The sequence below is a fragment of the Methanoculleus sediminis genome (genome assembly GCF_001017125.1).
In the GTDB taxonomy this organism is placed as follows: Archaea; Halobacteriota; Methanomicrobia; order Methanomicrobiales; family Methanoculleaceae; genus Methanoculleus; species Methanoculleus sediminis.
Genome location: NZ_JXOJ01000008.1, coordinates 98,192 through 111,852, shown reverse-complemented (window position 1 = coordinate 111,852; position 13,661 = coordinate 98,192). Strand labels below are relative to the sequence as shown.

At 62.6% G+C, this 13,661-nt stretch carries 12 protein-coding genes; 5 read left to right on the top strand and 7 right to left on the bottom strand.

Going from position 1 to position 13,661, the window contains the following annotated elements; genetic code table 11:
* Window positions 1-18: 18 nt before the first annotated feature.
* From SZ63_RS11705 to SZ63_RS11685, 5 genes are all read right to left on the bottom strand, one after another.
* Entirely contained in the window at window positions 19-2,142 is a 2,124-nt protein-coding gene (locus SZ63_RS11705; protein WP_048185605.1) for a catalase, read from the bottom strand.
* Between the two features lie 200 nt (window positions 2,143-2,342).
* Window positions 2,343-3,539 carry a radical SAM/SPASM domain-containing protein gene (locus SZ63_RS11700; protein ID WP_048185599.1) on the bottom strand — a complete coding sequence of 399 codons (1,197 nt, stop codon included), beginning with the start codon at window positions 3,537-3,539 and terminating at the stop codon, window positions 2,343-2,345.
* Entirely contained in the window at window positions 3,536-4,033 is a 498-nt protein-coding gene (gene ahbB / locus SZ63_RS11695; RefSeq protein WP_048185592.1) for a siroheme decarboxylase subunit beta, read from the bottom strand. Before ahbB ends, SZ63_RS11700 begins: the two co-directional genes overlap by 4 nt.
* Window positions 4,017-4,508: a siroheme decarboxylase subunit alpha gene (gene ahbA / locus SZ63_RS11690; RefSeq protein ID WP_048185590.1), complete on the bottom strand. Its 492-nt coding sequence runs from the start codon at window positions 4,506-4,508 to the stop codon at window positions 4,017-4,019. Before ahbA ends, ahbB begins: the two co-directional genes overlap by 17 nt.
* On the bottom strand, window positions 4,509-5,564 hold the full coding sequence (locus SZ63_RS11685; protein ID WP_048185588.1) for a radical SAM/SPASM domain-containing protein: 1,056 nt from the start codon (window positions 5,562-5,564) through the stop codon (window positions 4,509-4,511). It lies immediately after the preceding gene.
* A 278-nt stretch (window positions 5,565-5,842) separates the two neighbouring features.
* Between SZ63_RS11685 and SZ63_RS11680 the strand changes: the two genes are divergently transcribed.
* A complete protein-coding gene (locus SZ63_RS11680) occupies window positions 5,843-7,105 on the top strand; it encodes an APC family permease (RefSeq protein ID WP_048185586.1) in 1,263 nt (420 codons plus the stop codon).
* An 8-nt stretch (window positions 7,106-7,113) separates the two neighbouring features.
* Here the strand turns inward: SZ63_RS11680 and SZ63_RS11675 are convergent, their stop codons facing one another.
* On the bottom strand, window positions 7,114-7,425 hold the full coding sequence (locus SZ63_RS11675; protein ID WP_048185585.1) for a J domain-containing protein: 312 nt from the start codon (window positions 7,423-7,425) through the stop codon (window positions 7,114-7,116).
* A 98-nt stretch (window positions 7,426-7,523) separates the two neighbouring features.
* On the opposite strand from SZ63_RS11675, the gene SZ63_RS11670 reads away from it, so the two are divergent.
* Genes SZ63_RS11670 through SZ63_RS11660 form a run of 3 tightly spaced genes read left to right on the top strand, consistent with a single transcriptional unit; the run spans window position 7,524 to window position 9,620 of the window.
* Window positions 7,524-8,690 (top strand): aminotransferase class V-fold PLP-dependent enzyme, encoded by a 1,167-nt coding sequence (locus tag SZ63_RS11670; protein ID WP_048185583.1) that lies wholly within the window; start codon window positions 7,524-7,526, stop codon window positions 8,688-8,690.
* Window positions 8,691-8,712: 22 nt separating this feature from the next.
* The gene (locus SZ63_RS11665; protein WP_241481344.1) at window positions 8,713-9,033 is read left to right on the top strand and encodes a hypothetical protein; all 321 of its coding nucleotides are present in this window, start codon (window positions 8,713-8,715) and stop codon (window positions 9,031-9,033) included.
* Between the two features lie 11 nt (window positions 9,034-9,044).
* Window positions 9,045-9,620 carry a class I SAM-dependent methyltransferase gene (locus SZ63_RS11660; protein WP_048185579.1) on the top strand — a complete coding sequence of 192 codons (576 nt, stop codon included), beginning with the start codon at window positions 9,045-9,047 and terminating at the stop codon, window positions 9,618-9,620.
* 93 nt (window positions 9,621-9,713) lie between these two features.
* Here the strand turns inward: SZ63_RS11660 and SZ63_RS12530 are convergent, their stop codons facing one another.
* A complete protein-coding gene (locus SZ63_RS12530; protein WP_052959148.1) occupies window positions 9,714-12,137 on the bottom strand; it encodes a PAS domain S-box protein in 2,424 nt (807 codons plus the stop codon).
* Between the two features lie 400 nt (window positions 12,138-12,537).
* Between SZ63_RS12530 and SZ63_RS11650 the strand changes: the two genes are divergently transcribed.
* Window positions 12,538-13,611 (top strand): NAD(P)-dependent alcohol dehydrogenase, encoded by a 1,074-nt coding sequence (locus SZ63_RS11650; protein ID WP_048185578.1) that lies wholly within the window; start codon window positions 12,538-12,540, stop codon window positions 13,609-13,611.
* Window positions 13,612-13,661 lie beyond the last annotated feature (50 nt).

The window sequence follows — 13,661 nt, the reverse complement described above, 5'->3', positions numbered from 1 at the left end:
CCTTTTCAACGATCCGCGTCAGGCGGGCACCTGCTCCTTCTTCTCCCGGTCCCAGTGGCGGTGCCGGGCAATGGCCGTCTTGAACTGCTCGACAAACGAGTTCACGTCTCCCTGGCTCCCGCAGGTGACGACCCCCATCTCGGAGACGGCCTCCCCCCCCGAGCCGGCGTCGACGAAGGCCACGCCTTTGATGCCGGAGGCCTTTAAGAGTTCGATCCCCTCTCCTATCGCCCCGATCGGCTTGCAGTGCTTGAAGGCCTCGTTGACGAAGTGGATCGCGTAGCCCTGGTTCTTCAGGGTCTCCGCGTGCATCCCGCCCGGGATATACACGGCGTCGTACACGACGGAGGTGGTGGTGACGTAACTCTTGTCCACCTCTATCTCCTTGCCGTCGGCGGATCTGACCATGCCGTGGAACTGCGAGATGATCTGCGGATGGGCTCCGGCATCTTTGAGCGCCTGCTTCACCTGCATCACCTCGTCGTGGTTGTAGCCCTCCATCGCGAGGATCGCGACCTTCCTGCTCTTGATGGTGTCCATGACGGTTCTCTCCTGGCTGAGGTTCGGGGATTTCTTCGTCCCGGAGGACGCGCCCTTCTCCGCCGGGGGCGGCACCCCGATCCCTTCCGCGATCCGTATGGCGAGGTCGCCGTCGACGTTGTTGATGAGGTCCACAACTTTCTTCCGGACCTCGGAGTCCGAGACCTTCCCGAGCTCGAAGTGGAAGGCCTTGACGATATGCTCCTTCTCCGCGTCCGACATGCTGTTCCAGAAGAGCTTCGCCTGGCTGAAGTGGTCGTTGAACTTCTCGCTCCGTGCACGGATCTTCTTGCCCTCGATCTTCTCCTGGTAGTGGACGAACCCGCCTTCCTTCGCCGTTGCCGGCCGGGGTTTGTTCTCGCCGAGCGCGTTCGGGAAGTAACTGCTCTCGCCCCGGTTGATCGTCATCCGGTTGTAGCCCTCCCGCTGGTTGTTCGCGGCGGGCGCGAGCGTCCGGTTGATCGGGATCTCCTGGAAGTTCGGGCCGCCGAGGCGTATCAACTGGGTGTCCAGGTACGAGAAGAGCCGGCCCTGGAGGAGCGGGTCGTTCGAGAGGTCGATCCCCGGCACGACGTTCGCCGGGCAGAAGGCGACCTGCTCGGTCTCGACGAAGAAGTTGTCCGGGTTCTTGTTCAGGGTCATCTTCCCGATCCACCGGATCGGCACCTCCTCCTCGGGCCAGATCTTCGTCGCGTCCAGGATGTCGAAGTCGAAGTTGTGCTCGTCCGCCTCCTCGATCATCTGCACCCCGAACTCGAACTCCGGGTAGTCCCCCATCTCTATCGCCTCCCAGAGGTCGCGGCGGTTGAAGTCCGGGTCCTTCCCGGCGATCTTCTGCGTCTCGTCCCAGACGAGCGAGTGAACCCCGAGCAGCGGCCGCCAGTGGAACTTGACGAACCGCGCCTTCCCCTCGGCGTTGACGAACCGGAAGGTGTTGACCCCGAACCCATCCATCATCCGGTAACTCCGCGGGAGCGCACGGTCCGAGAGGACCCACATGATCATGTGCGTGATCTCGGGCAGGTTCCCGACAAAGTCCCAGAAGGTGTCGTGGGCGGCGGAAGCCTGCGGCATCTGGTGGTGCTGCTCCGGCTTGATGGAGTGAACGAGGTCGGGGAACTTGATGGCGTCCACGATGAAGAAGACCGGCATGTTGTTGCCGACAAGGTCGTAGTTCCCCTCCTCCGTGTAGAACTTCGTTGCGAACCCCCGGACGTCCCGGACCGTATCGGCAGACCCTCTGAATCCGACGACCGTCGAGAACCGGACGAAGACCGGCGTCTTCTTCCCCGGATCCTGGAGGAACGCCGCCCGCGTATACTCGGTCATCGGCTCGTAGACCTGGAAGTAGCCGTGGGCGCCCGAACCCCGGGCGTGGACGACCCGCTCGGGGATCCGCTCGTGGTCGAAATGCGTCAGTTTCTCGCGGAAGTGAAAGTCCTCCAGAAGCGTCGGCCCCCGCTCCCCCGCTTTTAACGAGTCGTCGGTATGGCTTACCCGGACCCCCTGGTTCGTCGTCAGGTACTCGCGTTCCGGGTCCTGGCGGAATTCATCGAGCTGCTCCTGCTTGCTCTTCTCATCGACCTTTCTCCTCTCATCCATACTCTCTCACCTGCACCCCTCTCGCCCGGCCCGGTCATACCGCTGATCCCCCGGCGGGCGTGCCCCCACATCCCGGCCAGCCATCTTAAAAGTAACTGCACGCTGGAAACGGATGTTCAGAACGGCCTTTGCAGCCAGAAGTGTCTGTAGAATCGGTTGATGGAGGAAACCAGGTTCTTCCATCCGTCAGACGTTTCCGGTCACGGCCGGTCCCGGGTTTCCTCGCGAAAGATGGGGCAGAGAGGGTCTTCCGCCCAGAGATCGCCGGTATCGGCAAACGCCCGGATCCTGCACCCTCCTCCGCAGCGGTCGCGGTAGGAGCACCTTCCGCAGGAGCCCCCGATCAGGTCCTTCTTCCTCCTGAAGTCGGCGAGGATCCGGTTCTCCGGGTCGTTCCAGATGGCGCTGAAGGGCTTCTCCCTGATGCTTCCCAGCTTGAGTTCGTCCATCTGGGCGAACTGGCAGGGGTAGACGGTACCGGAGGGATCGATGTTTGCGATCCGGTCTCCCGCGCTGCACCCGACCCCGGAGCGTGCGAGGAGCGTGCACATGTTCTCGTATCGAGGAGGATCCTCTTCCTGCAATCTCCTGAGCAGGTATACGGCGTCCTGGGGCGCGTCGACCGTGAGGAACTCCATGACTTCCGGGTCCACGTCATGCGCCCTCTCGATGAGCAGGTCGAGAAGACCGGCAATCTCCCGGGATCGGAGCTGCAGGCTGCCGTACCCCTCGCCTCCCCGACCGCTCGGGACCAGCCAGTAGACGCAGAACCGCTCCGCCCCGACGTCCAGGGAGAGGTCGATGAGGGCGGGAATCTCGGTGCGGTTCTCCCTGGTCGCGGTCACCCGGACCCCGCACTTCAGCCCGGCGGCCTTGCAGTTTTCGAGCGCCGAAACGGCCTTATCAAAGCTCCCCGGGACGTTTCGCATGCCGTCATGCGTCCGTGCGGTCGCCCCGTCAAGCGAGATTCCCGCGTACTCCACGCCGACATCGTGGAGCCGCCGTGCAGCGGCGGGCGTGAGCAGCGTGCCGTTGGTGCTCAGGGCGGTGGCAAGACCGTGCTCCTTCGCGTGTTCGGCGAGATCCCAGAAATCTCCCCGGATCAGCGGCTCGCCCCCGGAGAAGAGCAGGAGGGGGATCCGCATCTCTGCAAGGTCGTCGATCAGGCGAAGTCCCTCCTCTGTCGTCAGTTCGTCCTCCCGCTCTCGCCCCGGCCCTGCACGGATGTAGCAGTGGGAGCAGAGCAGGTTGCACCGGTTCGTGACGTTCCAGAAGACGACCGGCCGGCGAATGTCGGAGAATGCAAGCATTCCGCTCGGTGTCCTCTCACCGGCACGGTGCCGGAGCACCTCGCTGACCGTGCCTTTTGCATGGATATACCTGGTGATCCGGTTCATTGTCCACGCTCTGGCCCTGCCGCAGGGCCGATCCGGCCGCCCGGCCGTTGCTTGAACTCTTCGGTGCTGAAGAGGACCCGATACTCGGCGGCACCGGTCGCCCGGGAGAGTGCCGCGACCCTGCGGAGAGCGTCTTCACGGTCGCGGCAGTGGAGCACGGTGTAGAGGTTGTACTCCCAGCGCCCGGGGATGGTGCGGCGCTCGTAGCAGTGGGTTACGTCGGGGCTCTCTGCCATGGCGGCTCCGATATCGGCGATACGATCCCGGGGGACGCTCCAGACCACCATGGCGTTCGCCGGAAAGTCGGCCTTCCGGGGGTTGATCCTCGTCCCGAACCGGCGGACGACGCCGTTCTGCCTGAGCCTCTGCAGCCTGGCGACGACCTCCTCCTCGCCGATCCCGAGTGCCGTTGCCGCATGAAGAAACGGCCTCTCCTCGATCCCGATACCGTCCTGCGTCAATCTGAGTAGCTCCCTGTCAATCCTGTCCATCATCGTCTTCCTCCGCGAGAAACCGGAACCGGACATCGAGTTTGAACCTCCGCGCTATCGGGAGGTTCAGGACGTCCCGGAAAGGGATCATCGACCGCCGGATGATCTCGTCGAGCGTATCGAGCAGTTCTCCCTCGCCTGCCGCAGCGACGGTGAACCAGAGATTGTAATCGCCATCGCGGCGGTAGTTGTGGGATACGCCGTCGTACTCGTTCACGATCGCCGCAACTTCGTGCATCCGCTCTTTCGGCACCCGCATCGCAACGAGCGTCGAAGCGCTGATGCCGAGACTTCCGGGCTCGAGGATCGGCGCGATATGCCTGATCACCCCGCGGCGGGAGAGATCGGTCAGCCGTTCCATCACCTCCCGCTCCGGCATCCCGAGCACTTCGCCGAGAACCCGGTACGGCCTGGGGTCGAGCGGGAAGTCGTCCTGCACCTGCTGGAGGAGCGCCCGGTCACGCGGATCGAGGTGCATTCATCTCACCCCCGGCTCGTACAGGCACCAGGGGTCTTGTGCCAGGTAGTCGCCGGCATAAAAGTTCTCTTTCGTGAGCCCGTATGCCCGGGCACGGCATCCCCCGCAGGTGAAACGGTACTCGCACGCGCCGCACTTGCCTGTCAGGGCCTCGCCGGAACGAAGATTCGCAAAGACTTCCGACCCGTTCCAGATCTCCGCAAACGTGGTTTCGCGGATGTTCCCAAGACCCAGCGGAAGGTAGGGACATGGGGTGACCTCTCCCAGCGGGTCTATCCTGCAGTAGCGGATGCCCGCGATGCACCCCCGCTCCCCCTCTGCCACAGGTAATCCCATCTCGGACGCAATCCGCACGTGTTGCGGGGCGCACGTCGGGCGGATGGCTAAACCCCTCTCCGCTCGCAGCCGGAGGATCTCGCGGATAATGGTCTCGTACATCCCGGGAGACAGGTCGGCGAGCCCCTTTCCCCTCCCCGTGGGGACGAGGAAGAAGAACTGGAAGTCATGCACCCCGAGGCTTTCCCCGAGATCCGCAATAGCCTCGAGCTCGCAGTGGTTCTGCAGGGTCACCGTCGTGTGCACCTGGACGCCGATACCGGCATCCCTGCAGGCCTCGATGCCCGCGACGGCACGCTCCCACGCGCCCCGAACACCCCTGAACCGGTCATGAACTCCCGGGTCTGCAGAGTCGAGACTTATCGCCGCTTTCCGGATTCCCGCCCCGGCGAGCCGCGCCGCGGTGCGGCCGCCGATCAGCGTCCCGTTCGATCCGATAGCCATTCGAAGCCCTTGCTCTGTCCCGTATCCGGCTATCTCGAAGATATCGTCCCGCAACAGGGGTTCTCCGCCGCTGAGGATCATCACCGGGGAGCCGACCTGCGCAACCTGGTCGATGAGCATCTTCGCTTCACCGGTGGAGAGTTCCCGCGCTCCTCCCCCGTTATGAGCATCCAGGTAACAGTGGGCGCATCGCAGGTTGCACCGGCTGGTGACGTTCCACGATATGAGGGTGGGTCTGTATCCGCTCTTCCCGTCGCCTTCCATACTATCTAACATCAACCGATCACCAGTGTCGATACGCTCCCCCGGAAGGGAGGAGTGGTATACCCGGACGACTCTATATCAATGTATCGCAAATCCCGGTAAAAGAACGAATTTTTGGGTTATCTCTCCTTTTGCGGCACTTTTGTAGTATCAGGGATTTTTCACCTCCTGCGTTCGCTCATGTTGCCGGGGCTCCGGGGAACGCCTCTTTCGCGTCGGCAGAACGGTTAACTATCATGCCGGTCGTATAGGTGCGCCCCGGCCCCGGCCGTCGTGGGCGTGGAGGGCGTATGGCAAAGACCCCGCGCGGAATCGAGGCAAGCAGGCTCTCGCGAAGGCTGCATACGGGGGATGCCGTCTTTATCGGGCTCGGCTCCATGGTCGGGGCCGGCATCTTCACGGCTCTTGCACCTGCGGCGGCCGCGGCCGGGGCAGGGCTGCTCTTCGGCCTCGCGCTTGCGGCCTCTGTTGCGTACTGCAACGCCTCCTCATCCGCACAGCTCGCCCGCCTTTACCCTGCATCGGGCGGCACCTACGTATATGCACGAGAACGGTTGAACGGATTCTGGGCCTGGGTTGCGGGCTGGGGGTTCGTGGTCGGCAAACTCGCCAGCTGCTCTGCGGTCGCGCTCACGTTCGGCTACTACCTGGCTCCGGAATATGCACGATTCCTTGCCGCGGGGGCGGTGATCGCATTCACGGCGTTGAACTTCTTCGGGATAGAAAAGACCGCCAACGCCACGAAGATCATTGTCGTGGTGGTGCTGCTTTCTCTTTCTGCGATCGTTGCCCTTGTCTTCGTCGGCGAGCCGGATGTCGGTAACTTAAGCCCGATCCTCGGATCGAACGGCCTGTACGGGGTTCTGCAGTCGGCGGGGATCTGGTTCTTCGCGTTTGCGGGATATTCGAGGATCGCGACCCTGGCAGAAGAGGTCGAAGACCCGGAGACGTCCATCCCACGGGCAATCGTGCTCGGTCTTTGCATCACGCTCATCGTCTACGCCGCCGTCGTCGTCTCGGCGCTGCTCCTTGTCGGGCCCGCGGCGCTCGCCCGGTCCGATGCACCCCTGGTGACGGCGCTCGCAGGGGCGGGTCTTCAATCGTGGCAGTGGATCATCAGGGTCGGTTCGACCTTCGCGACCCTCGGGGTGCTGCTCTCCCTGATGACGGGTATCAGCCGGATGCTCTTTGCCATGGCGGCGGACCGCAATATGCCTTCGTACCTCGCCCGGGTTCACCCGGTGCACAGGGTTCCGCACCTTGCCGAACTGACGGTCGGCGTAATCCTTGTCGCGGTGGTGCTGCTCGCGGACCTTCGTGCGGCGATAGGGTTCAGCTCCTTCACCGTGCTGCTGTACTACGCGGTCACGAACCTCTCCGCGTACACCCTGACGGAGCAGGAGAGGCTGTACGGGAGATACCTCGCGATACTGGGTCTTTCAGGGTGTCTGCTGCTTGCTTTCACGCTGCCGGCCATGGCCGTCGGCATCGGGAGCGCGGTCATGCTGGCGGGCATACCGGTATACCTCGTACAGAGGCGGCGCAGTTCGTGACAGGACCGTCAGCCCCAGATCGGGTCGTCGCCGAACCGGTCCATCCAGTAATCGGCGGGGTTCTGCTCCAGGTCCTTTTCGAGATCCTCGAGCCTGAACGAGACGGAACGGTTCATGCAGTAGTCGACCAGGAGGTCGTAGGCCTCTTTTAAGCGTATCGTCATCTCGTGGGACTCCGCCGGGTCTTTTCGCGACACGTCGGGATGCCACTCCTTGATCTTCTCGGAGTAGCGCACGCGAATCTCACTCTGGCTGGCATGGTCCCGGATGCCGAGCAGCTCGGCCGCTTCCCTCACGCGTCCGGCGGTTATTGTGGCCATCAAAGATGCGTGTACGGTGCCTGCGGGATAAGCGTTGTGAAATGCCCAAAGCGATCTCTTTTTGGCCGCAGACGATAGATTCACTGAAAACGAGTCTTATGGCAGATAACCCGCCGATCATCTACCTGAATAACGCCGCCACGACCTGGCCGAAACCCCCGGAGGCGCTGGAGGCCGCGAGACTCTCCCTTGCCCTCCCCGTTTTCGGGTCGGGGAGGACCACCGGGAGCCAGGGCGAGGACTATATCTCGCTCGCCCGGGAGGCGCTCTCGGGCCTCCTCGCCGCAGATCCGCCGGAGCACGTTGTTTTCACCCAGAACGCGACCGATTCCTTGAACATCCTCATCCAGGGATTTCTCGCCGGAGAGGCCGGATGCCACGTCATCACGACCGAGCTCGACCACAACTCGGTTCTGCGGCCGCTTCACGAGCTCGAGCGGCAGGGCCGTATCCGGCTGACGGTTCTCCCCTTCGAGAACGGCGCTGTCTGCCCCGGTGCCGTTCGCGCGGCCATCACGCCCGGGACCCGGCTCATGGTCACGGCCCACGGGAGCAACGTGCTCGGGTCGGTGCAGGACGTCGCCCGGATCGGGGAACTCCTGCACGATCACGGCGTCTATTTCATCGTCGACGGAGCGCAGACCGCCGGCCATATACCCGTCGATCTCAGAAAACTCCCGGTCGACGCCTACGTCTTCACCGGCCATAAGGGCCTCCTCGGCATTCCCGGCACCGGCGGATTCTACCTGCGGGACCCGGAGTCGATTGCTCCTCTCCGTTACGGGGGGACCGGGACGGACTCCTTCTCGCTCTTCCAGCCCCGGGAGATGCCGGAGCGGTTCGAAACCGGAACCCATAACTATCCCGGCCTTGCGGCCCTCGCTGCCGGGGTGAACTACATCGCCTCCATCGGGGTAGAGGCCATCGCAGAGAAGGCGGAGCGCCAGACGGCGTTCCTTATCGGGGAATTGAAGAAAGAGCCCAACATCACGGTCTACAACGAGTCGCCCGCCCTTCCGATCGTCTCCTTCAACATCCATGAGATGGAGAACGACGACGTGGGGTTCATCCTCGCCCGCGCCTACGGGATCGTCGCCCGCACGGGGCTGCACTGTGCCCCCCTCGTGCACCGGGCGATCGACGGGGGGAAAGGCTCCGTGCGGCTCAGCCTCTCCTGGTTCACGACGGACGAAGAGTGCCGGACCGCCGCAAAAGCAGTAAAGGAGATTGCACGAAATGCGAATTCTTCGTTCGGTTCGTCATAAATCCTGCGCAGACGGCTCGTTCATGAAGGAGTTTCTCCTCAATGAACCGGTGCCGGCGGGGTTCTTTGCCTATCTGGAGAACTTCGGGGAGGTTGAGGCGCTCCCCAACCTCGGCGAGGGGTTCTACAAGTTCGAGAAGCCCGACTGGTTCTCCATCAAAGGCCTTGCCGGGGATACCACCGTTGAGGTCAGGTTCAAAAAGGAGGTCATGCACCTGACGGTGGATTTCCTCTATCTCCTCTTCTCCTCCTACCGGAAAGGGCCGGTAGATCTCACGGTGCTGAAACAGAGGGAGCAGGGGGTCGGGGGACGGGTGAAAGAACACCTGCATGGGCGCGGTTGACGGAAGACACAATGTCCGAGGACATATTCGAGCAGTTTTCCGGGGATTACGATTGCTGGTTCGAGGAGCACCGCGCCGAGTACCGCGCGGAACTCGCCCGGATCCGGCGTCTCTTCCCTCGCCCGGACTCGCGTGCCCTCGAAGTAGGGGTCGGGTCCGGGCGGTTTGCCGCTCCCCTCGGCGTCCCGCTCGGGCTTGAGCCCTCGCGCGCCCTCGGCCGGATGGCGCGGCGCCGGGGAATCGAGGTGATCCGCGGGCGAGCGGAATCGATCCCGATCAGGGACGGGTCATGCTCGTCCGTCCTGATGGTGACGGTCATCTGTTTCCTGGACGATCCTGTCCCGGCATTCGAGGAGATCCACCGGATCCTCGTCCCGGGGGGAACGCTCGTCCTCGGGTTTATCGAACGGGAAGGAGAGGTCGCCCGAAAATATCTGCACGAGAAGGGAAAGCACCGGTTCCTCTCCCGCGCCCGGTTTTATTCATCGGGCGAAGTCCGGGAACTCCTCGGACGCACCGGGTTTTCCGTCATGGCGATCGACTCGAGGGCCGGGTTCTCCGTCATCGCTGCACGGAAAGATCGGTAGAGTAATCACCGGCCCCCGCTTCGTTCCGGTGCCTTCGATTGGATATGGTGCCGGGCCCCCGGGAAGGAGCAGTGGCTCCAATTCATCCTGCTCTCATGCCTTCTTCAGGGTGAACCGGAACGCTGCGCCTTCCTCGGGGTGGCCCGGCACCCGGTCCTCGGCCCAGACCCGCCCCCCGTAGCGCTCCACCAGGATCTGCACCAGGTAGAGACCGAGACCTTCGCCGACGCCGCGCTTTCGCTGCTCGTAGCGGTGGAAGATTGCCTCCTTGTCCTCATCCGGCACGCCCCGACCGGTATCCTCGACCGTCACCAGCACTTCGTCGCCCTGCTCTTCAACCCGGACCACGACTTCGACGTCAGGACCGCCGTGCTTGACGGCATTGCCGATGAGGTTGTTGAAGACCACGGGAAGCAGGTCGTCTGCCAGGACCAGATGGCAGGCCCCGTTATGGTAGATGGCGCTGGTGGGGAACCCCTCGATCGCTCCCTGGATTGCCCTGTTGAGATCGGTCTGTTTGAGATCCGGTGAAGCCTGATAAATCCGGCGGATGGTTGAGACGGTGCCCAGAATCTCGATGCTCTTCTGGACGCTGCTCTGCAGTTTCTTAACGTATCCAGCTGCCTCTCCCTCCAGGGACTCGATGAGCAGTTCGGCGTAGAGGTTCGAGACGTTCTCGGTGTTGCCGATATCGTGGGTGAGGATGTCCAGGTAGAGGTTCGCCTCCCGATTCGCGGCCTCCAGTTCGCGATGAAGCCGGGTGAGTTCTTCAGTATGGCGTATGAGCGCTTCTTCCGCACGTTTGCGCCCGGTGATATCCGTGAGGATGGCAATGGCTCCGACGATAGTACCGCCGGCATCGCGGATAGGGGCTGCCGACGTGTCCACCCAGAGCGGTTCCCGGTTCAGGCGGGTAACCATCACCTCTTCTCCCTGCACGGTCTCTCCGTGCAACGCCCGGTAGTATGGGGTCGCCTCGAGGGAGAGCGGCGTCCCATCCTCCCGCAGGACTCCGAAAATCGCCTGGCGCTCCTCGAAACAAATCGGATCAAGGGACATCGACGTTCTGTCGATCATCTTACGCACCGCCTCGTTCACCCGAACAATAGCCCCGGTGGTATCGTAGATGATGACGCCCGATGCGATCGAGGCAAGAGTCGCATCCAGTTCGGTGGCTCTCAAATGCGCTCTTTCCATGACGGCGCGAAGTTTCGCCTCGGCCTGCTTGCGCTCGGCGATATCCCGGAAAACAACCATGATAGAAGGCCTGCCCCGATAGAGTATGGGGGTGGCCGTGATGTCGACCTGAATCGTCCGGCCGTCGAGGGTTCTGAGTCCCAGTTCGGCTAATGGGGTAGACGTGCCTTCCTGTTCCATCCGGCGGATATGCCCGGCGATACGCTCGCGGTATTCGGGGGAGACGAAGAGATCCAGCGGTTTGCCCACGATGTCTTCGGGACTCCTCCCGCCCGCAATCCGGACACAGGCAGGATTCACGTAGACGATGATGCCGTCCCGGTGTACGACCACGGCATCCGGCATGAGCTCGACGAGGGAACGGTACCGCTCCTCGCTCTCCCGCAGGGCATCCTCCATCTGCTTTCTCCCGGTGATGTCCCGCATGATCACCTGGACGACGGGGGTGCCGGCAATGTAGGTCATGACTCCTTTCCCCTCCACCCAGAAGGGGGTTCCATCCAGCCGGAGGAGCTGGAGCTGGGTGGTTGGCGAAGGTTCGCCCATAAGATCCATTGCAGCGTTCTCCTGGATGCGGTCGCGGAAGTCGGGATGAACGATCTCGAGGAAGTTCCTGCCGAGGATCTCGTCCGGACTGGATGCGCCGAGAAGGTTCACCCCGGTTGGATTGATGTAGAGGATCTTCTCACTGTCGTGAATGAGGACTATGTCGAGAGCGGTCTCCACCAGGGTTCGGTACTTGGCCTCGCTCTCCCGCAGGGCTTCTTCCGCCTGCTTCTGCTCGGTGATGTCGGTGAAACTCTCGAGAACATGTGTTACCCGGCCGGATGCATCTTTCACCGGCTGGGCAACGATATTCATCCAGCGCCCACGGCGCGAGACGCACTTCTCTACTCTTGTAACCTCGCCCGTTGCAAAGACACGCCGTGCTGCACACACTTCGCACGGTTCGTTCAGGCTTTCGAAATAGCGGTAACACTTCTGGCCGATGGGTTCCTGTTCGGGAAGTATGTCACGGGCCTCCTGGTTGACCCACACGATCGTCATATCCGGGTCGACAAGGGACTGCCCCGTGTCGAGCGCGGAGAGGATGGCACCTACTCTATCCTTCTCTTTGCGCAGCGCCTCCTCGTCTCTCCTGCGTTCGGCATCGGCCAGCCTGAGATCTGCATTCTCCCGGCGGAGGGCATCAATCTCTGCCTGGAGTTCCCGGATCTGCTCATCGACGAGCCGTTCGGTCTTTGCAGGGATCTCCTGTGAAACCTCGTCCCGTCCGGCGGGATCAGACTTCCTCCGTGGAGTTTCAGGGGGCGCTGGCATCAGATGTGGGGACTCCTATTAAAAAGCAGATATGATGAGTTTCACATGAGCTGTATTAACGATAGCGCTACCGGGCTACGCAGGTTTTCCTGGAGTATCTGTTAACAGGGGTACGGAGGTTGCGAGATCCCTTTAACCCTGTAAATCCCATGCGGGATGACGGAGCGGCCCGGTGAACGGCCGGCGTTCTCTCGCTTCCAGTCGTGACAGCTGCCTGCCCACTGCCGGAAAAGGTCCTCACCCTCTCTCCCCCGAACAGCCCGTACCGTCACCGGCGTAGCCGTCCCCCGGTGCTCCCGTCCCTTCCCGGTCCCGCGCGATCGTCAGTGTGTCGGGGACGACCCCCGGTACTTTTATAGAGATCTACCCCTCACACCCCGGTCCGAAGGAGGGGTAGAACATGAAAGGTCTGGCAATGCTTGAGATTGGAGAGATCGGATGGATAGAAAAGGAGAGGCCGACCTATGGTCCGAGGGATGCAATCGTCAAACCGCTGGCGCTCGCCCCGTGCACGTCCGATGTTCACACCGTCTGGGAGGGAGCGATCGGCGAGAGGCACGACCTCATCCTTGGGCACGAGGCCCTCGGTGTGGTGGACGAGGTGGGCAGCGAAGTCCGCGACTTCAAGCCCGGCGATCGGGTCATCGTACCGGCCATCACCCCCGACTGGGAGACGGAAGCCGCACAGCGCGGGTATCCCTCGCAGACCGGCGGACCTCTCGGGGGCTGGAAGTTCTCGAACTTCAAGGACGGCGTCTTCGGCGAGTTCTTCCACGTGAACCTGGCGGACTACAACCTCGCGCATCTGCCGGAGGGCATGTCCCTCGAGGCGGGGGTCATGCTCCCCGATATGCTCAGTACCGGTTTCATGGGTGCCGAAAATGCTAAGATCGAGTTCGGGGCCTCCGTGGCGGTCCTGGGGATCGGGCCGGTCGGACTGTCCGCCATCGCCGGTGCAAAGCTCCGGGGCGCCGGAAGGATATTTGCCGTCGGCACGAGGCCCGCCGCCGTCAACGTGGCGAAGGAATACGGCGCGACGGATATCATCAACTACAAGGAAGGAGATACCGCAGAACAGATTCGTAATAAAACCGGTGGAGCAGGCGTCGACGCCGTGATCATTGCCGGTGGGGGCCCGGACATTCTGATGGATGCGATACGCGCGGCCAGACCCGGATCGGTGATCTCGAACATCAACTACTTCGGCCAGGGCATGGGCGACGAAGATACCATACCCCTTCCCCGGGTCGCCTGGGGGTTCGGGATGGCGGATAAGAATATCATGACCGGGCTCTGCCCCGGCGGACGGGTGAGGATGGAGAGGCTGGCCGAAGTGGTGATGCACGGGCGCATGGACCCGTCGCTCATGGCGACGCACGTCTTCAAGGGTTTCGATAAACTGGAGGAGGCCCTTCTCCTGATGAAGGAGAAGCCGAGAGACCTGATAAAACCGGTCGTCATCGTGGAACAGTAGGAACCCGGGTATCTTTTTTTGTCCGGTAAGGCGGTTTCGTTCCGCCGTGC

Excerpts from the sequence above, each read along its gene's own strand:
- ahbA (WP_048185590.1), bottom strand. The coding sequence starts at position 4,508 with ATGCACCTCGATCCGCGTGACCGGGCGCTCCTCCAGCAGGTGCAGGAC.
- SZ63_RS12530 (WP_052959148.1), bottom strand. The coding sequence starts at position 12,137 with ATGCCAGCGCCCCCTGAAACTCCACGGAGGAAGTCTGATCCCGCCGGA.
- SZ63_RS11680 (WP_048185586.1), top strand. The coding sequence starts at position 5,843 with ATGGCAAAGACCCCGCGCGGAATCGAGGCAAGCAGGCTCTCGCGAAGG.
- ahbB (WP_048185592.1), bottom strand. The coding sequence starts at position 4,033 with ATGATGGACAGGATTGACAGGGAGCTACTCAGATTGACGCAGGACGGT.
- SZ63_RS11670 (WP_048185583.1), top strand. The coding sequence starts at position 7,524 with ATGGCAGATAACCCGCCGATCATCTACCTGAATAACGCCGCCACGACC.
- SZ63_RS11705 (WP_048185605.1), bottom strand. The coding sequence starts at position 2,142 with ATGGATGAGAGGAGAAAGGTCGATGAGAAGAGCAAGCAGGAGCAGCTC.
- SZ63_RS11660 (WP_048185579.1), top strand. The coding sequence starts at position 9,045 with ATGTCCGAGGACATATTCGAGCAGTTTTCCGGGGATTACGATTGCTGG.
- SZ63_RS11675 (WP_048185585.1), bottom strand. The coding sequence starts at position 7,425 with ATGGCCACAATAACCGCCGGACGCGTGAGGGAAGCGGCCGAGCTGCTC.
- SZ63_RS11685 (WP_048185588.1), bottom strand. The coding sequence starts at position 5,564 with ATGTTAGATAGTATGGAAGGCGACGGGAAGAGCGGATACAGACCCACC.
- SZ63_RS11650 (WP_048185578.1), top strand. The coding sequence starts at position 12,538 with ATGAAAGGTCTGGCAATGCTTGAGATTGGAGAGATCGGATGGATAGAA.
- SZ63_RS11700 (WP_048185599.1), bottom strand. The coding sequence starts at position 3,539 with ATGAACCGGATCACCAGGTATATCCATGCAAAAGGCACGGTCAGCGAG.
- SZ63_RS11665 (WP_241481344.1), top strand. The coding sequence starts at position 8,713 with ATGAAGGAGTTTCTCCTCAATGAACCGGTGCCGGCGGGGTTCTTTGCC.